This window comes from Mycobacterium sp. E183, from assembly GCF_001667735.1.
Classification (GTDB): domain Bacteria; phylum Actinomycetota; class Actinomycetes; order Mycobacteriales; family Mycobacteriaceae; genus Mycobacterium.
This window is the reverse complement of the sequence record NZ_LZJN01000142.1, coordinates 97,098-120,702: the sequence shown is the minus strand read 5'-3', so window position 1 is coordinate 120,702 and position 23,605 is coordinate 97,098. Positions and strand designations below refer to the sequence as shown.

The following is a 23,605-nucleotide window of genomic DNA, read 5'->3' as shown; positions in this document are numbered from 1 at the left end:
GATGACCGAATCACTCAGTGTCCCGGGCACACTCATCGACATCCCCGATGAGCCGGATAGGGCGCGCATGCGTTCCGAGACTGGCGCTAGGCTGCGGTCCGCGATGGCCGATCACGGCGTGGACGCGCTGATACTGCTGATGAACGGCTACGTCGGATACGCGACGGGCGCCAGTTGGCCGCTCTTGGACGCGGGGCTGTCGCACGTGGAGCGCCCGGTCGCGGTCGTGCTCGCCGACGACGAACATCCGCACCTGTTCATGCCGTTTCGCGGCGGAGCGTCCGCGGAATCGCCGGTGCCCGACGACCATCTGCACGGGCCCGTCTACCTCGAATTCGACCATGGCGTCGAGCAATTCGCGCGTGAGCTGGCTGGGCTGATCCCACCGGGCGCGAACGTCGCGGTCGACGAACTGACCGGAGCGATGCGAAGGGCCGGCCGCAGGCTGTTCCCCGGGGGCGAGCCGACGGATGCGGCGATCGTGGTTGGTGCTGCGCAATTGGTGAAGACTCGCGATGAGTTGTCCTGCCTTCGCCGGGCCACCCGCATCACCGAACAGGCGATCGTGGACGTGCAGCGGGCGTTGGCGCCGGGGGTCCGCCAGATCGACCTGTCGGCCACGCTGGTGCGTCGCGCCTTCGAGCTGGGTGCCACCACGAACATGCTGGAGGCCATCTGGCAGGTGATGCCGAGTTCGCGAGAAGCCGGAGTGTGGACGACACATGGCGATCTGGCGCTGCCGCTGCTTCCCACCGATCGTGAACTGGCCGCCGGCGACGTGCTATGGACCGACATCAGCATCACCTATGCCGGGTACTGCTCCGATTTCGGCCGGACCTGGGTGGTCGGTCGCCCGCCCACCCAGCGACAGCAGGACCAGTTCCGACAATGGCGTTCGATCATGGACGCGGTGCTCGCGGTGACCAAAGCCGGTGTCAGCTCCGGCGATCTGGCGCGTGCGGCGATTGCCGCCAACGGCGGCCGCAAACCCTGGTTGCCGCATTTCTATCTGGGCCACGGTATCGGGACCTATCCCGCCGAAGCTCCCATGATCGGAACGGATCTCGGCGAAGAGTTCGACGACAACTTCGTCTTGCCGGTCGGAACGGTTCTGGTGCTGGAACCCGTGGTGTGGGAAGACGGGACGGGCGGTTATCGCAGTGAGGAGATCGTGGTGATCACCGAAGACGGCTACCTGCCGATCACCGACTACCCCTACTCCCCCTATGGCGACTGAAGTTCTGCCCGACCCCACGGCGCTGCGGATGGGCCGCCGGGACCGCGCGTTGGCGCAGATGGACGCGCACGGGCTGGACATGCTGGTGCTTGGGCGTCAAGCCAACATTCGTTACGTGACCGGCGCACCGCAGTTGTGGATCGCCGGGACGCGACCGTTCGGCCCGATGTGCGTCGTGGTGCGCGGGTCAGGCGAGATCTATCTCAACAGCACCGACGACGAGGGGGTGCCGGAGGAGATCGGGCACGATCACCTGTACGGGCTGGCCTGGAACCCGATGACGCTCATCGACGTGCTGACGAAGATCGATGGCGCCCACACCGCGCGTCGGGTCGGAACCGATGCGATCACTCCGACTTTCGCCGCCCTGCTGCCGGAGGCGTTCCCGAACGCCGAGCTCGTCGACGCGGAGCCCGCGATGCGGGCGGCGCGGCGCGTCAAGACGGCCGACGAGATCGCGGCCATGGCGACGGCGCTCCGGGTCGCCGAGCGCGGACTTGCCGCCGCGCTGGCCGAATTCGCGCCGGGCGTGTCGGAACGAGCGCTGGCGGGGGCCATGATGGAGGCCATGGCCGCGGGCGGTGTGAGCACGCCCGCCACCCAGGACGCGGCGTGGGTGACGTCGAAGGAGCACCCGTGGCGTCGCGCCGGATCGGGCGAGGGGCGGCCGGGTGATCTGGTCGCGTTCGCCGCGGGGGCCCTGGCGAACGGCTATGTCGCGGAAGTGGGCCGGACGTGGCCGGCCGGCGACCACGCCGACCGGGCTACGCGCGACCTGTTCGAGCGGTCGAACACGTTGTACGACAACATGCTTGCGGCCTGCCGGCCCGGCGCGCCCACCTCGGACTTGGTGGCCGCCTATCAGGCCGCCGGCGAGCCGATTCCGCCGATGCCGATCGCGCACGGATTGGGGCTGGGATTCGATCCGCCGGTGGTGTCCCAAACCCTGCTGGCAGCGGGCGAATTCGACCAACTGGAGGCGGGGATGGTGTTGGCCATCACCGCGTATGTCTGGGAAAAGGGTGTCGGGGCGCTATTCAGACGGGACACCGTTCACATCACCGAGGGCGGTCCCCACGTGCTGACCGCCAGCCCGTCGTGGTCGGGTCAATAGAATCACTTGCGTCACTGGGTGAGTTCCGTGATCCCGATATCACTGCGGTCGGCCGAGAGCCCAGCCGGGCAGCGTCGGCGACACAGGAGGGCAACCTCGGAGACACCTGCGGGTCGCCTCTCGATGCCTTCGTTGCCACCTCAAAACCTCCGGGGTTACCCGGAAACCCGTTCCCCGGTCAGGTCGAGGGCGATATCGATAAGCACGTCCTCCTGGCCGCCGACCAAGCCCCTGCGCCCGGCTTCGACCAGAAGCGTGCGCGCATCGACGCCGAACCGTTCGGCAGTTGCCTCGGCATGACGCAGGAAACTTGAGTACACGCCCGCGTATCCCAGCGTCAACGTCTCCCGGTCCACGCGCACCGGACGCTGCTGCAGGGGCCGCACAAGGTCGTCGGCGGCGTCCTCGAGCGCGTTGAGGTCACAGCCGTGTTGCCAGCCCATCCGGGTGGCCGCCGCGACGAAGACCTCCAGCGGCGCGTTACCGGCGCCGGCGCCCATACCCGTCAGTGATGCGTCGACGCGGTGAGCGCCATGCTCCACGGCGACCATCGAATTCGCCACACCCAGCGACATGTTGTGGTGGGCATGGATGCCGACTTCGGTTGCACTGTCGAGGCTTTGCCGCACCGCGTCGACCCGTTCGGCGACGTCGCGCATGGTCATCGCGCCCCCGGAGTCGACGACATAGACGCACCCGGCCCCGTATCCCTCCATCAGGACGGCCTGCTCGGCGAGCTTCTGCGGGGTGGTCATGTGGCTCATCATGAGGAAACCGACGGTGTCCATGCCGAGTTCGCGCGCCGCGACGATGTGGTGCGCGGAGATGTCGGCCTCGGTGCAGTGCGTCGCGACGCGTACGACACTCGCGCCCGCCCGGTGCGCGGCGGTCAGGTCGCGGACGGTCCCGATGCCCGGCAGCACGAGGGTCGCCACCTTGGCCCGCTCTACGGTCCCGGCCACGGCCTCGATCCACTCCAGGTCGGTGTGGGCGCCGAATCCGTAGACGCAGCTGGACCCGGCCAGCCCGTCTCCATGGGCGACCTCGATAGAGTCCACCCCCGCCTGGTCGAGCGCCCGGGCGATCTCGGTGACCTGCTCCAGGGTGTAAGAGTGTCGCACGGCGTGCATGCCGTCACGCAGCGTGACATCACTGATGTACAGCGGCTTGCTCATTTCCTCACCCCCACAGTCGTCATCGAGTGCGCGGCGATTCGTTCCGCGGTGGCCAGGGCGGCCGACGTCATGATGTCGAGGTTGCCCGCATAGGCGGGGAGGTAGTGCGCGGCGCCCGTCACCTGCAGCATCACGGTGACCCGGGTGCCCATGAACTTCCCGGTCTCCGGGATGTGCAGCGGACGGTCGGCGTCGAACGTCTCGAACTGGACGGGCTTGGTGAGCTTGTAGCCCGGCACATACCGGGTGACCCGCTCCACCATCTCGGCGATCGAGGCGCCGATGGCCTCGTGGTCGCAGTCGCCCTCGACCAGGCAGTAGACGGTGTTGCGCATGAGGATCGGGGGGTCGGCCGGGTTGAGGACGATCACCGCCTTGCTGCGCTGCGCTCCGCCAACCACTTTGAGCGCGGTGGCGGTCGTCTCGATGAACTCGTCGATGTTCGCGCGCGTGCCCGGGCCGGCCGACTTCGACGAGATGGACGAGACGATTTCGGCGTACGACACCGGGGCCGCGTTGTTGACGGCGGCGACGATCGGCACGGTGGCCTGCCCCCCGCACGTCACCATGTTCAGGTTCGGCGCGTCGATGTGGTCCTCCAGGTTCACCACCGGCACGCAGAATGGTCCGACGGCCGCCGGCGTCAGGTCGAGGACGCGAATGTCCTTGTCGCGCAGAAAGTTCCAGTGCCGGACATGGGCGCCGGCGCTGGTGGCGTCGAACACCAGCCGGATCTCGTCGAAGTGGGGCATCGCGAGCAGGCCCTCGATCCCTTCCGAAGACACGGGGACGCCAAGGCGTTTCGCCCGGGCCAGCCCGTCGGACCCCGGGTCGATGCCGATCATTGCCGCCATCTCCAGCGGCCCGTCGCTGCGGAGGACCTTGATCATCAGGTCGGTGCCGATGTTGCCCGACCCGATGATGGCGACCGGATATCGTTCGTTACTCACTGAACTGCTCCCTACTCGAAAGTCACGCTAACGGCGCCGAGCCCGCTGACCGCCGCCGACGCCCGATCTCCCGCGCCGACGAACGGCGCCGTGGTATACGAGCCGGACATGACGAACGCGCCGGCCTCGATGGCAGTGCCGTATTTCGCGACCGCGTTGGCCAGCCAGGCGACGGCGGCGGCGGGATGACCCAGCACGGCGGTGCCCGCGCCCGTGGCGACGGTCACGCCGTTGACGACGAGTGTCGCGGTGGTCTCGGGGAGCGCCGGCGCCCGGCCGATCGGCACCCACTCGCCCAGCACCACCGCACCGGAGCTCGCGTTGTCGGCCACGGTGTCCGCCAACGTGATCCGCCAATCGGCGATCCGGCTGTCAACGATCTCCAACGCCGGGGCGACGGCCTCGGTGGCGGCCAGCACGTCGCCGATCGTCACGCCCGGCCCGCGCAGCGGCGCGCGCATCAGGAAGGCGACCTCAGGCTCGACGCGCGGCGCGCAGAACGCGGTGACCGGCACGGTCGCCGCGTCGGGGAGCACCATGCTGTCGAGGACGTAGCCGAAATCGGGCTCGTCGACCCCCAGCAGCTGCTGCATGGGCGCGGAGGTGATGCCGATCTTGTGGCCGCGCAGCGTGCGACCCTCGGCGAGATAGCGGACCATGTTGGCGCGCTGCACCGAATACGCCTGGGCCACCGTCATATTCGGATACATCTGCGTCAGCGGCTCGATCGGGACGCGGGTGCTCTGCGCGTCGAAGAGCAGTTGTGCGGCGTCGGTCAGCTGAGCGGATTGAACGGTCATGCCGGCTCCCCCGGTTCGAGCAGCTTGGCCGCCATGTCGAAGACGATGCGGACGTGCAGGTCCAACAGCCTGACCAGATCGACGGAGTCCCCGCCGACTTCCTTGGCGATGAACAACCCGTCGGCGCCGGCAATCGCGTAGGTGGTTAGCAGGTGCACACCTTCGTCGCCGAGCTCCGGGGCAAGCTGCCGCACCATCTCCGCGAACCGGTGGAACGCGCGATCGCGCACCTCGAGGAACATCTCCCTGGCCCGCGGTTCGACGGGCCGACGCTCCAGGCTCAGCATCAGCCCGAGGCGGAGGAAGTCCGGCGCATCGAGCAGGGCCTTGGCGACCCGGCCGCCGAACTCCGTCATCCACTCGCGGTCCGGCGTCACTTCTGTCAGGTCGAGCTCGGCCAGCCAGCGCTGGAAGCTGCGCTCGATGACTGCCGCGATCAGGTCGTCCTTGTCGGCGAAATGCCAGTAGATGGAAGTCGGAGGCAGGCCGCTCTTCTTGCTGACCAGTGAGATCGTGGTGCCGTCGTAGCCGCGTTCCGTGGCGACCTCGGTCGCCGCGTCCAGGATCCGCTCGCGCGACTGCTCGCCATTGGCCCGCGTGCGCCGCTGAGCACGGGGTTCGGCGGCCTCAGGACCGGCCGATTTTTTCTGTGCCACATTCCCTCCTCCGGGGTGTTGACGATCACGCTATCGAGAGCTTACTGTATGGAGCACTACATTAACAACTTCTCCACCGAAGGTTCCCCTCATGTCAGACCAACCGATTCATGACGTAGCGATCGTCGGGTACGGGCCGGTCGGCGTCACCGCCGCCAACCTGCTCGGCCAGCTGGGCCTCAAGGTCGTCGTCGTCGAGCGCGATCCGAACATCTACGTACGCGCGCGGGCCATCTCCACCGACGAAGAGGTCGTGCGCATCTGGCAACAGGTCGGCCTGGCCGACCGGCTCAACGCCGACATGCAGCCCGGCAACGGCGCCAACTTCGTCGACGCCGACGGCGTCCCGTTCGTGCGGCTCCTGCCGGTGTCGCGGGGCAACGGCCACCCGCCGCAACAGTTCATCTACCAGCCGGCACTGGAGAAGGTGCTGCGCGAAGGGGTGGACCGCTTCCCCAACGTCACGGTCCTCCTCGAGCACGAGTGCCTGCGGGTGGTCCAGCGTGACGATCACGTCGAACTCATGCTGGCCGATCTTCGCGCCGACGAGTTCCGCCGGATTTGGGCGTCGTACGTGATCGCCGCGGACGGTGGGTCGAGCTTCATCCGCGGCCAGCTGGGCATCGGTTTCAGCGGGCGCACCTACGGGGAGCGCTGGATCGTCATCGACACCAAGGTGCTCAAGGAATGGCCGGGCCACGACCGGCTGCGCTTTCACTGCAACCCGGAGCGGCCGACCGTCGACTGCCCCACCCCGCTGGGTCACCACCGGTGGGAGTTCCCGGTGCGAGACGAGGAGGACGAGAAGGACCTCCTCTCCGAGGAGGCGATCTGGAAGGTGCTGCGGGGGCAGGGGATCTCGCCCGACAACGTGAAGATCCTCGGGTTCGCCTGCTACAGCCACCACGTCCGCTTCGCCGACCGGTGGCGCGTCGGCCGCGTCTTCCTGGCCGGGGACGCCGCGCACGCGATGCCACCGTGGATCGGCCAGGGCATGTGCGCCGGTGTTCGCGACGTGGCGAACCTGTGCTGGAAGCTGGCCGCGGTGCTGAACGGGTCGCTGCCCGAGTCGGTGCTGGACACCTACCAGGCTGAGCGGATGCCACACGTGAAGGAGGTCACCAACCGCGCGGTCAAGACGGGCAAGCTGATCATCCAACGCGACCCGCGGCGCGCCGCCGTGCGAAACCACTTCTTCCGCACCGCGAGCAAGGTGCCCGGGTTCACGTCCTGGCTCCGCCAGCACCGCTGGCTGCCCGACGCGCGTTACCAGAAGGGTTTGTTGGCGCACAACGGAAACGGTGCCGTCGGCTGGCTCATCCAGCAGCCGTGGGTGGTCGAGGAGAAGGGTGACGCCGTCCGCCTGGACGACGTCATCGGCGGCCGCTGGACCGTGCTGCACCTCGGGCCGGCCCCCGATCTGCGGGAGTGGCGTGAGGCGGGCGTCCCCGTCCTGAAAATCCTTGTGCCCGGGGCGGTTCCGAGCGCTGACAGCGTCGTGGACGCCGACGGCATTCTCACGCGCTGGCTCGACAAGCGCGGCGCGTCGGTGGTGGTGGTGCGGCCCGACGGGTTCGTCTACGCCGCCGCAAAGGAAGACCAGCGGTTGCCGGGGCCCCCGGCCGGATTTATTGAGCGGCGACCCGCTGCGCCCGGCAACGCCGCACTTGCGATCGCCACGGTTTAAGGACGGATTCGATGACCAGCAACACCATGATCGAGCGCACCGTGCGCGTCAACGGGAAAGACATCTTCCTCGTCGAGGCTGGGGACGGCCCACCGGTGGTCCTCCTGCACGGCGGCGGCCCGGGCGCGTCGGGCGTGTCGAACTATTCGCAGAACATCGAGCCGCTGGCCGAGAACTTCCGCGTGATCGTCCCCGACATGCCCGGCTACGGCCGCTCGTCCAAGGGGGTCGATCGCGACGATCCGTTCGGCTACCTGGCCGAGCACATCCGCGGCATGTTCGACCAACTCGGCATCCAGCGCGCGCACCTGGTCGGCAACTCCCTCGGCGGTGCCTGCGCGTTGCGCCTCGCCCTGGACAGCCCGCATCGGGTCGACAAACTCGTGCTGATGGGGCCGGGCGGTGTCGGGACGAGCCGTGGGCTGCCGACCGCGGGGCTGAAAAGCCTGCTGTCGTACTACGGCGGCGACGGGCCCAGCCCCGAAAAGCTGCGCACCTTCATCCGCTCGTATCTGGTGTACGACGGCGAATCCGTCCCGGAGGCCCTGATCGAGGCGCGCTACCAGTCGTCGATCGAGCCCGAGGTCGTCGCCAATCCGCCCCTGCAACGGCCGACGGGCCCAAGGGTGTTGTGGCGAATGGACTTCACCCGCGACCGCCGGCTCAAGCACCTGAACACCCCGACGCTCGTCATCTGGGGACGTGACGACAAGGTCAACAAGCCCAGCGGCGCGGCAATGCTGGGCGAGCGGATGCCCAACGCCGACGTGCTCATCACGGCGAACACGGGCCACTGGGTCCAGTGGGAACGCGCCGACTTCTTCAACGCCGTCACCACCGCGTTCCTGACGGCCTGACCATCTGTAAGGAGAATCTCATGACCACTGACGTCTTCGGCAACGTCCACCTGGGCTATGTCGTGATCGAAACCAACAAGTTCGCCGACTGGAAGCGCTTCGGCCGCGACGCGATCGGCATGCACCTCGACGAGATGCTGCCCGACACGATGCGGTTTCGCTTGGACGCCAACGAATGTCGCTTCCTGCTGCGGCAGGGGCCGGCGGAGGACGTCGTCGCCTTCGGTTGGCATCTCGACGACCACGCCACCTTCGACGAAATCTGCCGGCGGGTCACCGACCACGGCGTGCCGGCCGTGGAGGGCTCCGACGACGACGCCAAACTCCGCGGCGTGGAGCGCTTCCTGCGGTTCCCCGGACCCAACGGGCTGACCCAGGAGGTGTACACCACCGCCCGCACGGCGCCGCTGGCGCTGGATATACCGGGCAGCGGGTTCGTCACCGGCGCGGGCGGATTGGGCCACGTGGCGATCTTCACGAAGAAGCCGCACGAGATGCGGGGCTACTACGACCACGTGTTCAACGCGCGCCTGTCGGACTACATCGACGAGACGATCAACGGCCTGAAGCTGAAGGTCCGCTTCCTGCGCGTCAACGAACGTCACCACTCCGTGGCGATCGCGTCCGTGAACATGTTGCCCGTCAACCCGATTCGCACGCGGGTGCAACACGTGAACGTCCAAGCCGCCACGCTCGACGACATGGTGGCGTCGTATCAGCGCGTCAAGGCACTGGGTTTCGAGATGACGATGTCGGTCGGGCAGCACACCAACGACAAGGAACTGTCGTACTACGCGATGACCCCGTCGGGATTCGAGTGGGAGGTCGGCTGGAACCCGATCGTCGTCGACGAGCCCGTCTGGAAGCCGACGACCCACCAGGGCATCAGCATCTGGGGGCACAAGCTGGAGGGGCAGACCGTGGTCGACAAGCTCGAGATGTTCGCCGTGGCCGCGCGGTCGGTGCTGCATCGCGAGGACACCGTCCCCGCGCTCAGTTCCCCGGCGATCGCCGACGACTGAGGTAAGCGAGCCGGATCATGCCGTCATGAGCGCCACCGCCGCCGGCGCGGTGACGTCTCACGGTCCCGGCTATGCCACCGTGGTCATATCGCGGCGAGTAAGCGACAACGAAAACCGGCGGTTTCGACGCTGGCTGCGCCGCCTGCGCCGGGCAATCGAGCGGTCTTCCGGTTACATCGGCATGAGCGTGCAGCCACCCGACGAGAACCACCCGTGCGAGTGGGTGGTGATCTATCAGTTTCGGTCAGAGCGAGACCTTGATGCGTGGCTGTGCTCTGCACAGCGCGCGGCCTTGATCGCTGAATGCGACGCATATCTTAAGGATCGGCCTATAGAGCAACGCATCGTTCAACCCCGAACCGATAGCGTCACCCTGATCAGTGCTGTCCGTTTACGCCAGGGAGCCGAAAAGGCCCACCGCGAGCTCCACGAGAATGCCGTGGCGGCCGCCGGCGCGCTGGGTGGTCTTATTCGCCACCAACTCATCCCGGCCGTCGCGGGCGCTCAACCGGACACGGTGGCGCTGCTGACGTTTCACACCCGCGACGATCTCGACCGCTGGATGAGGTCTGCGCAACGCCGGAACATTCTGCGCGCCATGTCGGCGCTGACCGAAAGCGAGCGAACCGTCAACGTCGTCGGTGGCTACGCCGGCTGGTTTAGCCCGCCGGGGGCGGGACCCAAACAATGGAAACAAGCGATCGCAGTGATCGCCGGATTGATACCGGTATCACTTCTGGTCACCGCTGTCCGCCAGTCGACCGCCCCCGACCTTCCACTGTGGGCCGTGGTGCCGCTGACCGCGGTGGCAAACGTGGCGATCCTGACATGGCTCGTGATGCCGCTAATCACCCGTGCGCTACGAGGGTGGCTGACCTAACTCATCGGCCGAAATGTCGAGCCGCATGGGACGGTCCGGGCCACGCGCCGGTGGGGCGGACCCCATCATGCTTCATCCAGCGTCGGAAAGAGGAGTTCCGAAACCAGAAGCTGGACTGCCGCGGCGACGGGTATCGCGACCAACGCCCCTACTACCCCGAGCAGCGCCGCGCCGATGAGAACGGCGAACACGGTCACTCCTCCGGGCACTCTCACCGCACGCCCGATGATCTTGGGCGTCAACAGGTAGTCCTCGGCCAACCGGAAGGCGACGTAGAAAGCCACAGTGGCGATACTGACCGGGATGGACACCGTCAGCGCCACCAGCGCGACCACAAACCCGCCGACCGTTGACCCATAGGGGAATAGATCGATGATCGCGACGAACAGCCCGAGCAGCACCGCATATGGAACATGCAGGACGAAGCACCATGCGAACGTTGCCGCCCCGGCGATGACAGAGGTCAGCACATTGCCGAAAACGTAGTCACCGAACTTCGCCATCACCTCGTCGCCGATGAGGATCGCGCGCGGTCGCCGCGACTTCGGGACCAACCGATACATGGTCGATCGGATCCGCGGCAGTTCGGCCAGAAAGTAGACGGTGAGCACGGCCACAATCCCGACGTGTGACAGTGCTCCGAAGATGGTCTCCCCGGCCTTGAGGAGGCCCCCAACGGCTGGCGAGCCCGAATTGTGGAGCATGTCGCCGATCCGCTGTTGAACATGGAAGCGCTCGTTTAGTCCCCCGATCACGGTGGAGCGGCTCTGTGCCTGCTGAAGAAAATGTGGGACCTGCTCGACGAATTGACGGGCTTCCTGCACCAGCGGGGGGACCGCCGCCGCCACGGCACCGGCGAGGACCCCAAACACGGTCACGACCACGAGGCTTACCGCGGCCCAGCGCGGCAGTTTGCGGTTCACTAGCCCAGACACCGCAGGCTCAAGCCCGAGGGCAAAAAATATCGCCGCCCCGATCAAGACCAGAACCGAGGACGCTGCCCCGAGCATCCGCACCGCCCCATAGGTGACTGCCACACCGGCCGAGGCCGTCAGCCCCAGATAGAACGGCGAACGCCGATCGAATCGTTGACCCCGGGTACCGAACGGGTGGCTGTCCGATCGTAGTCGCGCCGCGGCGTTTTCGGCGGCCGCGATCGCCCCTTCCTCGTCGCGGTGCGGGCGACCCACGCGGCGGTGATGGCCCCGATCGGCGAGGTCCTTACCGCCGGCCGGGCCCTTGTTGTTGTTCTCCACTGTCCCAACTCCGTTCGTCAGCAGGGAATGAACCCACGATGTCCGCGGCGTCGTCTTTAACAGTGACGCTGAGCTATCCGACCCGGGCCAAAATCACAGATCCCACTCGAACGAAGTCCGTGGCCGCCGTCGACCCCGGTGGTGTCCCTTCGGGCGATTTTCCAGTCGAGACTCGTATTCCGGTCCCCTTGCTGAGCCGGCCGGGGGGGTGAGGAATGGCGAGGGCCGCAGGCTGGGTAGCGCGCGGAATGGTGGCTGCGGTCGTCGTGGGCGCTGCCCGGCAGCTGCGAGGCGGCGGCCGCCTCGATCCGCCCACGCGCTTGGACCGCGGTCAGCCCCGCACCAACACTTTTCAGCACCCGATGCTTCGAGATGGCGACGACGATGAGCCGTAGCTCAATCGCCATCGGCGAGTGCGTCATCGAGCAGCGTGGCCACGCGATGCCGTTCCCACACGAACAGAAGGTTCGACAGCATCTGCAGCGGTGCCCGCACGCTCTCGTCGTCGCGGATCAGGGGATGCGTGCGGCTGTTCGGAATGGCCTCGAAGCGTTTCCGGATCATTCCCGGCACACCAAGGAGCCAGGCAACGCCCATGGTCGCCGCGTAGAGCAAGGTGTTCCGGCGCAACCGAACCGGATCGAGTTCCGGCCCACCGCAACGACGGAACTCGGTCGCGAACAGCCGTAGCAGTTCGTCGAGATGGGCTGCCCACAAATCGGTTTCGGCGCCCGACATGGCTCCCCAGATCGCCATGCCCAGGTTCATCTGCCCGACGCACCCCCAATCCATCAGGCCGCAGCGCAGAACGCCGCCCGTGTCGCGCCAGAACCACGCGTTGTCGATGTTGGCGTTCCAATGGCACAGCGCGACATAGTCGGAGTCGCCGGCCAGAAGGCGGGTGATCTCGTGCTCGTGGTCCGCGAACCGCGGCACGTCGTCACGCAGGCGGGCCGTCAATTCCGCCGAACCGGCCGGCAGCAATCCGCTATGGGCCCGCGCAAATTCGGCCAGCTCTTCCAGTCGGCGTTCCAGCTTGTCCGCCGACAGCGGCGCACGCTCCCCCACCGTCGCCGCGGCCACGTCCAGCGGAAAGTGTTCGGTCAATGCCGCCGGCAACCGCCCGGACCGGTGGGTCCCGGCGAGCCGGGCCAGCGCGGTGAGCAATGCCCGGTAATGCTCCAAGGGCCGGGGCATCTCGTAGTCGAGGCACTTGTGGTAATGGGGCTCGATTCCGTTCTCGCCGAATCGAATCCGCCTGCTGATCAGGATCCCGGTGCCGGTATGGCGGTGATAGTCGGCGAATTGCGGCTCGGGCACCGCGATCGGAAAACCCGGCGCCCTCGACAGTGCGGCGAACCGCACCTCCGGCTCCATCTGTGTCTTGCCGCGATCGCGCGCCGGCTCGTCGAAGTCACGCGAGAACTTGACGAACAAATCCGTGCGCAGGTTCGGTGCGGGCTGGGCGTATTCGACCGAGAGCGCGACTTTCCGGCCGGTGCTGCCCCCGGTCACCTCGCGGAAACCGGTGACGCGACTGACACTGTTGTCCCGCATCGCTCCCGATGCCAGAAACGCCTCGGTGAGAAAGCGCGCACCGCCGGTGTGCAGCGCCGCCGCGTCGGCCGGAAACGCCAACCCGTAGTGGTCGCCCACAGCCCAATGCGAATTCAACCGACTACCAGGTTTGTTCGGCCGCACGCACCAGCATGTGGTTGACCGCCACCCGGCGATCACGAGTCACCATGAACAGCACCGCGTCGGCGATGTCTTCGGGCCGCAACTTGACCATGCCCGCGGTCTGGCGCTCGAACGCTTCCCGGGACGATTCGGCCAGGTGACCGAAGATCTCGGTGTCGACCGTTCCGGGGCCGACGACGCCGACACGCACCCGCTGGCCGAGCACCTCTTGCCGAATGCCCTCGCTGAAAGCATTCACACCGAACTTCGTCAACGAGTAGACGGCCGTGTTGGGCCGGGCGACCCAACCGGCCGTCGAGCTGATGGTGACCAGATCGGCGACACCGCGCGGTGAGTCGGCCGCGGCGTTGATCAGGTGCGGGAGCGCCGCTCGACTGACGTACAGGACCCCTTGCACGTTCACCGTCAACATGGCGTCCCAATCGCGCAGCGACGCCTCGGCCGCGGGGCCGGACTGCATCAACCCGGCGTTGTTCACCACCGTGTCCAGCCGGCCGAACTCCGTCACCGCGCGCTGGACGGCCGCCGACACCTGTTCGGCATCGGTGACGTCGGCGGTCACCGCAAGCGCTGTGCCCCCGGTGGATTCGATGTCGGCTTTCAGTTCCGCGAGCCGGTCCGCGCGGCGCGCGAGCAGGGCCACCGCCGCGCCCTCGGCGGCCAGCGCCTTCGCCGTCGCGGCGCCGATCCCGCTGCTGGCGCCGGTGACCAGGGCCGCGGTACGTGCAAGTGTCGCCGTCATGCGCCCAGTATCCCGTGCAGCACATACTCGGTGTGCTCGCCCAGGTCCGGCGCGCCGCGGGCGATGCGCGCCTGGCTGCGGGCCATCCGCCAGGACGGCCCGACGATCGGGCGCTGGCCCTCACGATGATCGCTGACGAATCGATACAGCTCGCGGTCCCACAGCCGTTGATCACTGATCACGTCGAGCGAGGTGGCGCTCTTGCCGGCCGGAACCCCGGCCGCGCGCAGGCGCTGCGCCAGGCGCTCGGCGTCATGGCGTCGGGTGAGTTGGGTAAGACATGCATCGAGCGTCTCGGCGTGGTGCCGCCGCTGGTCCATGCGCGCGTAACGGCCCTCGCTTGCGAGCGACTCGGCGCCGAGCACCTCGCACAACGCCCGCCATTGCGCGTCGTCGGTGACCGCCACGGCAATCCAGGCACCGTCCGCGCACGTGTAGCAGCCGTGCGGGCACATGTCCGGATGATCGTTGCCGCTGGGCTCGAGGCGACGGCCGGTCAGCGCTTGCTCGAGGAGCCGGTCGCCGATCATGGACGACAGGGTCTCCACCGCTGATATGTCGACGAATTGGCCTGCGCCGGTCAGTTCACGATGAAGCAGCGCGACCACGGCGGCGTACGCGGCCGCCGCTCCGACGGTCGAATCGCCGTAACGCATGCTGGTTCCAAGCGGCGGGCCGCCGCGGTAGCCGACCAGCGAGGCCAGCCCCGCCAGGGCGGCGAAGCAGGGCGCGTAACCGGTTTGGTGGCCCAGTGGCCCGTCGTTGCCCCACATCTTGATCGACACCGAGATGATGTCCGGTTTGATCTCCCTCAGTTGCGCGTACCCCAGGCCCTGGCGTTCCATCGCGCCCGGGCGAAGGTTGTTGAGCACGACGTCGCTGCGGCCGATCAGCTCCCGCAGCCGCGACATGCCCTCGGCGGACTTGATGTCCAGGTCCACGCTGAGGATTTCGGGGTTGATGCTCAGAAAGTACGGCGCGTGGTTGATGTCGGTGCCGCCGTAAGCGCGCATCTCCTCGGGGCTGCCCGCGGTTTCGATCTTGACGACCTCGGCGCCCAGCATCGCGAGCAGCTTGCCGGCATACGGGCCGGCCCACACCTTGGTGAGCTCGACGACCCGCACCCCCTCCAGCGGCCCGCCCCGCGGAATCATCGGGGGCTTCAACTGCGGCGACGCGACCTGCGGCCGCGGCCGCACCGAATCGATGCGGTCCAGCACCCGCCGCGTGTGCTGACCGAGCGTCGGTGCGGGATCGGTGATTCGAGCCGGTGACGCGCTGAGCGCGTACGGCACCGTCGGGTATGCCGCGTCGCCCAGCACCGGGTGGCGCACCCACTGGAAGAAGCCGCGATGCCGGTATTGCGGCGAGTCATGAAGGTTCGCGGCGTCGTTCACCGGCACCAGCGGCACCCCCAGTCGCTGGGCCCGGTCGGAGGCGTCGTCCTTGGCAAGGTCCCGAATCCATGCCGCGAAGCCGCGATGGAATGCGGCAACCTTCTCGGCGGTCACGAAGAACTCCAGCCAGTCATCCTCGAAAGCAGCCAGCCAGCCGGGTTGACCCATCAGTTCTTTCAGGCCGAGCCAGTGGGCGCGGCTGGTCATGTAGAGGTAGACGAAGCCATCGGCGCACCCGAAAAACGCTGCGGGGCCTGCTTGGTCGAAGTCGCCGCGGTGACCCGCGGCGGTCACCTCCCCGGTGATGAATCGCCCCAGAATGCAGTCGGCGCGGGAGGCCAGCACCGCGTGCCCGGAGATGTCGATGGACTCGCCTCGACCGCTGTGCAGTCGCCCGAATAGGGACGCGGTCACGCAGAGCGCGGCATCCAGCCCCGCTTCGTAGTCGGCGAGGAACCGGCCGGGCCCCTGCAGTGGCGGCTTGCTGAGATCCGGGTGACTGGGCGTGTGGTAGCCCCAACCGCTGGCATGGAACACGTTGATGCTCTTGGCATTGGCGGATTCGGGTGGCGCGCCCCGTCCGAACGGCGCGATCGAGCAGAACACCACATCCGGATACTGGGCGGACCAGTCGGTAGCACCATCTCCGATGACCGCGTCGGCGGTGCCGATGAGCTTGTGCAGGGACTCGGCGCCGCAAGCGGTACCGCGATCGAGCACGACAGACCTTTTGTTGGTGTTCAGGTACGCGAACAGCCCGCTGCCGTCGCACCCGTCGGCCAGGATGGGGGCCATCGCCCGCGTCGGGCTGCCGCCCTCCGGAGCCTCGACCTTGATGATCTCGACGCCGAAGTCGGCCAACAGTTTTCCGCAGTACTCGACCGCTACGGATCCGGCCAGCTCAATCACCCGGAAACCCGTCAGCGCCGACATGCGAGCTCCCCGAAGGTCAGGGCTTCGCGCGACCCGAGCGGCTCAGGCGCCACTCCGGCGGGAAGTTCAGGTCGTTGTCCTTGACGACGTTGTTGAGGCCCTTCTCGAAGGTTCCGGCGGTCAGGTCGACTTCCTCGGCGTCGTTGGCGATCATCGGCAGCATGCCTTCGACCATGCCGGTGAGCAGGCTGCCGAAGTATTCGCCCTTATGCTGCTTGTAGAGCTCCAGGAACGTCTTCTGCACGGCGACCGTGTCGGTCGGGCGAGAGCGGGAGCACGCCATCGCGTATTTCAGCGTCTCTGCTTCCAGCTTCTCCCGCGGCACCACGCTGTTGACGAAGCCGCACTCGTACATCTCTTTGGCGCTGAATGGTCTTCCGGTGAAGAGCATCTCGGAGAACTTGCGCAGGCCCATTGTCTCGGCCCACCACCACAGGCGCGGGCCCCAACCCACGTAACGGAAGGCCGGGTGCCCGAAGAGGGCGTCGTCCGAGGCGATCACCAGGTCGGCATCGCCGGCCTGGTAGAAGTGCCAGCCGTAGCAGTAGCCCTTGGCCTCGATGATGCTGATCTTGCGCAGTTCCTGAAGCGGCCGGTTGCCCGCACGGGCCTTCGCGTAGAAGTCGGTGACGGTGGACAGGTACCGATACGATCCGCCGGGCGGGTACTTCACGTCGTCGTCGTTGATCGCCAGTTCGTGCAGCAGCGGCATGCCGGGATTTTCCAGCATGCCCCGCTGCTCGGGCAGGTCGCCGCCGCTGCCGAAATCCTCTCCCTCGCCGCGGATCACGACGACCTTGACGTCGTCGTCCACGTTGCACTTGTGGATCAGGTCGGCGTAGTTCTGACGCATTCCCAAGGTCGTGGAGTTGAGCTCCTCGGGGCGGTTGAACGTGATATAGGCGATCCGGCTCTTCTTGTCCTTCTCGAACTTGATGTACGGCTCGGCTTCCTTCTTCATCTCTTCGTAGTCGTATTCGGGCATCGGCTTCTCCAACTTCTCTTGTATTGGCGCTACTTGAGCAAGCTGCCCGCGTCGACGGGAAGCGAAACGCCAGTGACATAACGCGATTCGTCAGAGGCGAGGAACAGGACCGCGTTGCTGATGTCCGCGGCTTCCACCCAGGGCACCGGCAGCGTGTGCATCATCTGCGAGATGGGGGCGAAGTCCTCCGGCCCCGGATTCTCCAGGTCGGGGCGGAAGAGCCGGAACGTGTTGTCATTCATCACCATCGTGGTGCTGACCTGGGTGGGTAGCACCGAATTGACGCGGATCATGTGCTGGCCGAGCTCGACGGCGAAGGCGCGCATCAGGCCGATGACGCCGTGTTTGGCCGCGATGTAGTGGCCGGTATTCGGGTACGCCTTGCGCCCGCCGACCGAGCTGGTGAGCACGATCGACCCGCCGCGGCCGCCCGAAAGAATCTGCGGGACGCCCGCTTTGACCGTGTGCCAGACGCCGGTCAGGTTGATGTCGATTATGTCCTGCCAGACGTTCTCGCGGATCTTGTGCAGCTTCCTGCCGTCGGTGCCCACGCCCGCGTTCGCGACGATGATGTCGAGCCGCCCGAGCTGTTCCACACCGTCGTCCAGCGCGGACCGCAGGCCCTCGTAGTCGCGGACGTCCACCTGCGCGGTGACGATGCGACGGTCGTGGGCTTTCACCAAGTCGGCCGTCTCGGCCAGGTCTTCCGGCACCGAGTGCGGGTAGGCCAGGTTCTCGATCGGCCCGCAGACGTCGACCGCGATGATGTCGGCGCCCTCCTGCGCCAAGCGCACCGCATGGCTGCGGCCCTGGCCGCGGGCGGCGCCGCTGACGAACGCGACCTTGCCCTCGACCCGGCCGGTCATCAGGGCACCACGGTGGGCAGAGTTTCCCAGCCCCGGACCGACGACGTCGGGCTGAGTGTTGCGTTGGCCAGATCGGGCTCCCACTGCGGGAAGCGCTTGAGGATTTCCTCGAGGGCGACGCGGCCTTCCAGCCGCGCCAGCGCCGAACCCAGGCAGAAGTGGGCGCCCACGCTGAACGTGAGGTGCGGACGGGCGGGACGATGAATGTTGAATTCGCCTGCGTCGGGGCCGAACTGCCGCTCGTCGCGGCACGCAGCACCGATCAGCATCAGCATTACGCTGCCCTCCGGCACCGTCTGGTCGTAGAGGCTCACGTCGCGCGTGACATAACGCGCCATGTGCGGCGCGGGCGGCTCGAAGCGCAGCAACTCCTCGATGGCCTGCGGGATCAGTGCGGGGTTTTCGACGAGTTCACGGCGCTGCTCCGGGTGCTCGGCGAGAACCTTTCCGGCCCAACCGATCAGGCGCGTGGTCGTTTCATTGCCGGCCCCCGCCACCACGTTGAGGTACACCAGGATTTCTTCGCGCCTCAGCCGCCGCGTGGTCCCGGTCTCGTCGACGAATTCGACGTTGAGCAGCTCGGTCATGATGTCGTCCGACGGGTTGTCGGCGCGCCAGTCGATGTAGGCCTCGAACTGCTCGCCCACCGAGAGGCCGTGCTCGGCGGCGCTCATCGGCTTACCGGGCTCGGTGCGCAACTGAGCATTGCCGCGATCGCGGATGTATTCCTGATCTTCTTCGGGGATGCCGAGCAACGCGCTGATCACCTTCATCGGCATGATCGCGCCCAGGTCGGTGACGAAGTCGAACCGCCCCGACCCCACCAGCGGATCGAGCGCTTGTGCGCAGAACTCTCGGATCATCGGCTCGAGCGCGGCGATCTTTCGGGGGGTGAACATGCGCGACAGCAGCTTGCGGTGCACGTCGTGGATCGGCGGGTCTTCGAAGATCAGCATCCCCGACGGGATCTCGAGGTTGGCCTTGATCAGTTCCATGATCACGCCCCTTGCGGAGCTGTAAGTGCCGTGGTCGATGATTGCCTTGTTTACATCCGCGAATCGGCTCAGCGCGTAGAAATCGTATTCGGCGTTGTAATACAGCGGCGCCTCGTCACGCAGGCGCTTGAACATGGGGTACGGATCGGCGATCAGCTCGACGTCGTACGGGTCGAATCGCACATGGCTATCGGTGCTCGTCGTCACGAAATCCCTCCTACCGCTGACGCTTCCCGGGTGTTGGTACGGCTTGCGCAGCGCCCGCGCTGCCAGGAGTGCAGCGCTGGATCCGGGTCGGGCAATTTGTACACTCCGCTTAACTGCTTTGCTCAGACATGGGAACGGGCTGGGCTGAAATCGGCCCGTCAACGTGGCCTAACTCTATTCTCGTAGAGAACCATATGGGCAATGGTCTGGCAAGACCCCATGCCGCACAACCCGCCGCCGAGGTGTGCGTGCACGGGCCGCTCATCCGAGCGCCGTGGCCCGGTGCGCCCCGGCTTGGCCCCGCCCATCCGCACTGGTCAGCCGGCCCTGGTGCGGGCTGTGCAGAATGCCGGCCGCGATGGCCGACAAGATCCCGTCCAGCCGCTCGGGGGTGTCGACGATCCGGTCACCGTGGGCGAACCGCACGAGCAGCCCGTTGATGAACGTCAGCGTCACGTTGCTCAGGTCCTCGACGACGGCGGGTTCCAGGTCCGCGCCGTGCGGCATGAGCTGAACCAGGATTTCACGGTGCAGCTTGGTGAATTCGTCCGTGGCCCGCTGCAGGATCGCGGCCAGTGACGGATCACGCGCGGCCTGCATCGTCAGCTCGTAGCGCGCCTTGGTCCGGAACAACTGCGGCTCGTCGCCGGATCGGATGACCACCTGGGACAGCCGGGAGGGCGACGGGTTCTCACCCCTGCCGTCCGAGTCGTCGGCGACGGACTGCAGGTCGGCGAGGTCCAGCTCGGCCAGCCGCTCGGCCACCGCGCTCAGCAGCGCGGAGCGGGTGCGGAAGTAAAACGACGTGGTGCCGTCGGGGACGCCGGCCTTGCGGTCGACCTTGAGATGGCTCAAGCCCTTCGCGCCGTCGTCGGCCAACAGCTGAATGGCCGCATCGCATAAGTCGCGGCGGCGCTCCCCCGGATTGGGCTTTCGGCGTTTGTCCATCGTCTTGGAGCGACACGCTACTCTATATTCGTAGTGTCAGTAAAGGGCCGGGTGCGCTTCATGACCCCCGAGCGCGGGCGAAACCGGTGCCGTAGGACGACTGCGCACGCATCGCCGCGGTCTTTTTTTCGGCTGGAACAATGGGCCGAATGATCCGACGGCGAGGCGAGGCGAAGGTTCGCGCGGTGGTGGCCGGCCTGACGTGCGCCGGCCTGCTCTTCTCAGTGGTGTGCGGCTGCCACTCGACGCGACACCAGGCCGCGCCCACCACGTCGACCACCAGCGCCACAACCACCAAAACACCCACCACAAGCGCAACAGCCGCACCGAGCGTGCAGATCGCGCCGCTGCCCGTCCGCCCCGTTAACAAGTCTCAGCCGGCCGGCCCGCAGAAATGCCCGACCACCGACCCGAACCATCCCGTGGCGCCCACCGACGCGTTCACCGCGTGCGATATCGGCCGGACCACCTTGTACACGCTGGGCCCGGAGACGATGCGGCTCGGGCTCATACATGTGGATCCGCCGAAGTCGCTGACGGCGGGTTTCTACGACGTGACCCTGATCCTCGACCCCCCATCGGCGTCGGCGTGGGCGTCGTATACCGCTGGCCATTTGAAGGATCATGTGGCGTTTGTCCGCGACGACCTCGTTTTGGAGGCGCCGATCATCGAAGACCCGGTCACTTCGGGGCGCATCGCCATGACCACCCAGACGGCCGAGGGGGCCGCGCAATTGGCCCAACTCGCCGGTCGTCCCGGGTGACATGACCGCGACGGGCACGGATCGGCTCGGCATCGGGATGCTGAGTGTATTTGGCCTTCCCCCGGCCGAATTGGTGAACCTGGCCGCGGATCTCGGCTGCCATTTCGTCTCCGCCGCGCTGCAGGGAATGCCGCTGGTGCCGCTCGGTTATCCCCGCTTCTCTCTCACCGACGACGCCGGCCTGCGTCGGACGGTGCTCGCCGCGATGAATGACCGCGGCGTGACGATCTCGCTCGGTGACGGCTTCCTGGTGCTGCCCGGCGCCGACATGAGCGCGTTCCGGCCGGATCTCGACGTGCTCGCAGAGCTGAACGTCCCCCGAATCAATGTGGTCAGTCTCGATGCCGACGTTCCCCGCAGCTTCGACCAATTCGCCGCGCTGACGGAGCTGGCTGCCCAGCGCGGGATCCGGACACTCCTCGAACCGGTACCGGGACTGACCGTCGGCGACCTGCCGACGGCGCTCGCCGCGCTCGAACACGTGGGGCGGCCCGACTTCCGCTTGCTGATCGACACCATGCATCTGGTCCGCTCGGGTTCGGGCGCCGCCGATCTCGCCGCGATCGACCCGGCTTGCATCGGGTACGCCCAACTCAACGACACCACGCTGCGCCCGCGCAGCGAAAACTACATGGAAGAAGCCATGTTTGAGCGCATGGTGCCCGGCGAGGGCGAGTTGCCCCTGCGTGACATCCTTTCCGCGCTCCCGTCCGACATCGTGATCGAGATCGAGGTACCGCGACGGTCGTTGGCGTTGTCCGGGGTCAGCCCGATCGACCGGCTGCGACCATGCGTAGAAGCGGCGCGGCGGTTGCTGTCCGAGATGCCGTGACACTGCGCCATGACCATGATGGTGGCTACAGGGCGACCGGTGGGGTGCCCGTATTCACCGCCTTCACGCAAAGCGGCGCAACAGAATTCGCCGTTCGCCAAGGTCGGTGATGGTCCCTGTCAGTCCAGCGGTCAGATCCCTGAGTTAGTCCAGGGTGCAGGGCAGTGCCTTGACACCGTGGACGAACATCGAGCGCAGCGGATCGGGCGGAGCCGTCGCACGCAGTGTCGGGAACGCAGCTAGCAGTGTGCCCAGCACGACGCGTATCTCCATCCGCGCCAACCCCGCTCCGAGGCAAAAGTGTGGTCCACCGGCTCCAAAAGCTTGATGATCGCGGGCGTTGGAGCGCAGGATGTCGAAGCGCGACGGGTCGGGGAACACGCTCGGATCGTGATTGGCGGCCAGATACCACACCACGACCTTGTCTCCGGCAGCGATCTGGACGTCGCCGAGGACTGTGTCCGTCGTCGCAGTCCGCCGCATGTGCAGCACGGGCGATGACCAACGGAGCACCTCCTCGATGGCGTTGCCGTGAAGTCCGTCGAAATCGCCCGCCAGGGCGACGCGTTCGTCGGCATGCTCGCTCAGCAGGTGCATCGCCCACGCCAGTGCAGTCCGCGTGGTGTCGTTTCCTGCCGCGGCGAGCAGGATCACGAAAGACCCGAATTCCGCTGCGGTGAGCCGTTTCCCGTTGACCTCGGCCTGCATCAAAGCGGAGGTGATGTCATCGCCAGGATACCGGCGTCGCTGCCTTCCAAGGTCGATGGTGTACTCGAAGAACTCGCTGACCGCCTGCAAACTGGTATCGATGTCGCTGACGTGGCCGTCGTTGACGCCCAGGATCAGGTCAATGAGTTCACGCAAGCGCGTGCGGTCGCCGACCGGGATTCCCAGCAGGTCCGCGATGACTTGGAACGGAAGGCTTGCCGCCACAGTCTCGACGAAGTCAAACGTACGACGCTCCCGGATCTCTTCGACGATGGCGTCGGCCAGCCTGCCGACGTAATCGGTCATGCGGCGAATTGATCGGGGTGAGAACGCCACCTGTGCGAGGCGCCGATACTGCTGATGCTTGGGATCGTCCATCACGATGATCGAGCCAAGGATCTCGAGCAGATCCGGAGGCATGTCGTCCAAGGAGAAACCAAGGGTGCTCGTGAACCTCTTGGGGTCCCGGGTCACCGTACGCACCCCGGCATAGGACGTCACCGACCAAAAGCCACGCCCATCCTGCTGCGGAATGAACTCGACACCCCCACTGCGGGCACGCAACGTATCGAAGTGCTTGAGGCGAGTTTCAAGGTCAGTCTCCCAGAACGGGCTCAGCAGCGATGGGTTCACCGCAGTTTCCATACCAAAAAGTATGGCACCTCTCCCGGGTATATCAACTCAGCCTCGCGGACTGGATCCGCAGCAACCCGCAAGTCGCCTGACTAACCAACGCAAGAATTCCGTGCCCAGCGCACCAGATGGGCTTGAGTCCATACTGGACACCCAAGAACGACGCCTGGTTCTACGCAGGCTTTAGGACGCACTCGAAGCTGAGGAATTCAGCGAAAAAAGCAGCTCTCGAACCAGTGGTTCGAGAGCTGCTGCGGTGG

21 protein-coding genes are annotated in these 23,605 nt (G+C 66.7%); 8 read left to right on the top strand and 13 right to left on the bottom strand.

Annotation, left to right across the window (positions count from 1 at the left end; genetic code table 11):
• Window position 1 precedes the first annotated feature (1 nt).
• Together A5691_RS16170 and A5691_RS16165 are read left to right on the top strand one after the other, a co-directional pair.
• Window positions 2-1,237, top strand: a complete 1,236-nt coding sequence (locus tag A5691_RS16170; RefSeq protein ID WP_067783923.1) for a Xaa-Pro peptidase family protein — start codon at window positions 2-4, stop codon at window positions 1,235-1,237.
• Window positions 1,227-2,351 carry a Xaa-Pro peptidase family protein gene (locus A5691_RS16165; RefSeq protein WP_067783921.1) on the top strand — a complete coding sequence of 375 codons (1,125 nt, stop codon included), beginning with the start codon at window positions 1,227-1,229 and terminating at the stop codon, window positions 2,349-2,351. Before A5691_RS16170 ends, A5691_RS16165 begins: the two co-directional genes overlap by 11 nt.
• 155 nt (window positions 2,352-2,506) lie before the next feature.
• Here the strand turns inward: A5691_RS16165 and dmpG are convergent, their stop codons facing one another.
• From dmpG to A5691_RS16145, 4 genes are read right to left on the bottom strand one after another with little or no spacing between them, the layout of a single operon-like run.
• Window positions 2,507-3,526, bottom strand: a complete 1,020-nt coding sequence (gene dmpG / locus A5691_RS16160) for a 4-hydroxy-2-oxovalerate aldolase (protein WP_067783919.1) — start codon at window positions 3,524-3,526, stop codon at window positions 2,507-2,509.
• Window positions 3,523-4,476, bottom strand: a complete 954-nt coding sequence (locus tag A5691_RS16155) for an acetaldehyde dehydrogenase (acetylating) (protein WP_082950359.1) — start codon at window positions 4,474-4,476, stop codon at window positions 3,523-3,525. Before A5691_RS16155 ends, dmpG begins: the two co-directional genes overlap by 4 nt.
• 11 nt (window positions 4,477-4,487) lie before the next feature.
• Complete coding sequence (locus A5691_RS16150) at window positions 4,488-5,276, bottom strand: 2-keto-4-pentenoate hydratase (protein ID WP_067889815.1); 789 nt, start codon at window positions 5,274-5,276, stop codon at window positions 4,488-4,490.
• Window positions 5,273-5,932: a TetR/AcrR family transcriptional regulator gene (locus A5691_RS16145; RefSeq protein ID WP_067783915.1), complete on the bottom strand. Its 660-nt coding sequence runs from the start codon at window positions 5,930-5,932 to the stop codon at window positions 5,273-5,275. The genes A5691_RS16150 and A5691_RS16145 overlap by 4 nt, the downstream gene beginning before the upstream one ends.
• Before the next feature lie 91 nt (window positions 5,933-6,023).
• Between A5691_RS16145 and A5691_RS16140 the strand changes: the two genes are divergently transcribed.
• The 4 genes from A5691_RS16140 to A5691_RS16125 are packed head-to-tail and all read left to right on the top strand — an operon-like array spanning window position 6,024 to window position 10,378.
• Entirely contained in the window at window positions 6,024-7,619 is a 1,596-nt protein-coding gene (locus tag A5691_RS16140; protein ID WP_068016558.1) for a bifunctional 3-(3-hydroxy-phenyl)propionate/3-hydroxycinnamic acid hydroxylase, read from the top strand.
• A gap of 11 nt (window positions 7,620-7,630) precedes the next feature.
• The gene (locus A5691_RS16135; RefSeq protein ID WP_067750202.1) at window positions 7,631-8,476 is read left to right on the top strand and encodes an alpha/beta fold hydrolase; all 846 of its coding nucleotides are present in this window, start codon (window positions 7,631-7,633) and stop codon (window positions 8,474-8,476) included.
• Between the two features lie 20 nt (window positions 8,477-8,496).
• A complete protein-coding gene (locus tag A5691_RS16130) occupies window positions 8,497-9,498 on the top strand; it encodes a VOC family protein (protein WP_067889817.1) in 1,002 nt (333 codons plus the stop codon).
• Window positions 9,499-9,523: 25 nt separating this feature from the next.
• Window positions 9,524-10,378, top strand: coding sequence for an antibiotic biosynthesis monooxygenase (locus tag A5691_RS16125; protein ID WP_067889821.1), 855 nt, complete (start codon window positions 9,524-9,526; stop codon window positions 10,376-10,378).
• Between the two features lie 65 nt (window positions 10,379-10,443).
• On the opposite strand, the gene A5691_RS16120 is transcribed toward A5691_RS16125, so the two are convergent.
• From A5691_RS16120 to A5691_RS16085, 8 genes are all read right to left on the bottom strand, one after another.
• The gene (locus A5691_RS16120; protein ID WP_231972779.1) at window positions 10,444-11,634 is read right to left on the bottom strand and encodes an AI-2E family transporter; all 1,191 of its coding nucleotides are present in this window, start codon (window positions 11,632-11,634) and stop codon (window positions 10,444-10,446) included.
• Window positions 11,635-12,030: 396 nt separating this feature from the next.
• Window positions 12,031-13,308, bottom strand: coding sequence for a hypothetical protein (locus A5691_RS16115; protein WP_068016555.1), 1,278 nt, complete (start codon window positions 13,306-13,308; stop codon window positions 12,031-12,033).
• A gap of 4 nt (window positions 13,309-13,312) precedes the next feature.
• The gene (locus A5691_RS16110; RefSeq protein WP_067783912.1) at window positions 13,313-14,077 is read right to left on the bottom strand and encodes an SDR family NAD(P)-dependent oxidoreductase; all 765 of its coding nucleotides are present in this window, start codon (window positions 14,075-14,077) and stop codon (window positions 13,313-13,315) included.
• Window positions 14,074-16,407: a CoA transferase gene (locus A5691_RS27425; protein ID WP_082950358.1), complete on the bottom strand. Its 2,334-nt coding sequence runs from the start codon at window positions 16,405-16,407 to the stop codon at window positions 14,074-14,076. Before A5691_RS27425 ends, A5691_RS16110 begins: the two co-directional genes overlap by 4 nt.
• Before the next feature lie 16 nt (window positions 16,408-16,423).
• Window positions 16,424-17,392: an enoyl-CoA hydratase/isomerase family protein gene (locus A5691_RS16100; protein ID WP_068016552.1), complete on the bottom strand. Its 969-nt coding sequence runs from the start codon at window positions 17,390-17,392 to the stop codon at window positions 16,424-16,426.
• A 29-nt stretch (window positions 17,393-17,421) separates the two neighbouring features.
• The gene (locus A5691_RS16095) at window positions 17,422-18,258 is read right to left on the bottom strand and encodes a mycofactocin-coupled SDR family oxidoreductase (RefSeq protein ID WP_067889827.1); all 837 of its coding nucleotides are present in this window, start codon (window positions 18,256-18,258) and stop codon (window positions 17,422-17,424) included.
• Window positions 18,258-19,460 carry a cytochrome P450 gene (locus tag A5691_RS16090; RefSeq protein ID WP_067783909.1) on the bottom strand — a complete coding sequence of 401 codons (1,203 nt, stop codon included), beginning with the start codon at window positions 19,458-19,460 and terminating at the stop codon, window positions 18,258-18,260. Before A5691_RS16090 ends, A5691_RS16095 begins: the two co-directional genes overlap by 1 nt.
• 261 nt (window positions 19,461-19,721) lie before the next feature.
• Window positions 19,722-20,408, bottom strand: a complete 687-nt coding sequence (locus A5691_RS16085) for a TetR/AcrR family transcriptional regulator (RefSeq protein WP_067889829.1) — start codon at window positions 20,406-20,408, stop codon at window positions 19,722-19,724.
• A gap of 149 nt (window positions 20,409-20,557) precedes the next feature.
• Here A5691_RS16085 and A5691_RS16080 point away from each other — a divergent pair, with 149 nt between their 5' ends.
• Both A5691_RS16080 and A5691_RS16075 read left to right on the top strand, forming a co-directional pair.
• Window positions 20,558-21,172, top strand: coding sequence for a preprotein translocase subunit SecD (locus tag A5691_RS16080; protein ID WP_067780953.1), 615 nt, complete (start codon window positions 20,558-20,560; stop codon window positions 21,170-21,172).
• A 1-nt stretch (window position 21,173) separates the two neighbouring features.
• Entirely contained in the window at window positions 21,174-22,004 is an 831-nt protein-coding gene (locus tag A5691_RS16075) for a sugar phosphate isomerase/epimerase (protein ID WP_067750182.1), read from the top strand.
• Between the two features lie 144 nt (window positions 22,005-22,148).
• Here A5691_RS16075 and A5691_RS16070 read toward each other — a convergent pair whose 3' ends face one another.
• Window positions 22,149-23,357: a cytochrome P450 gene (locus A5691_RS16070; RefSeq protein WP_067889832.1), complete on the bottom strand. Its 1,209-nt coding sequence runs from the start codon at window positions 23,355-23,357 to the stop codon at window positions 22,149-22,151.
• Between the last annotated feature and the right edge of the window lie 248 nt (window positions 23,358-23,605).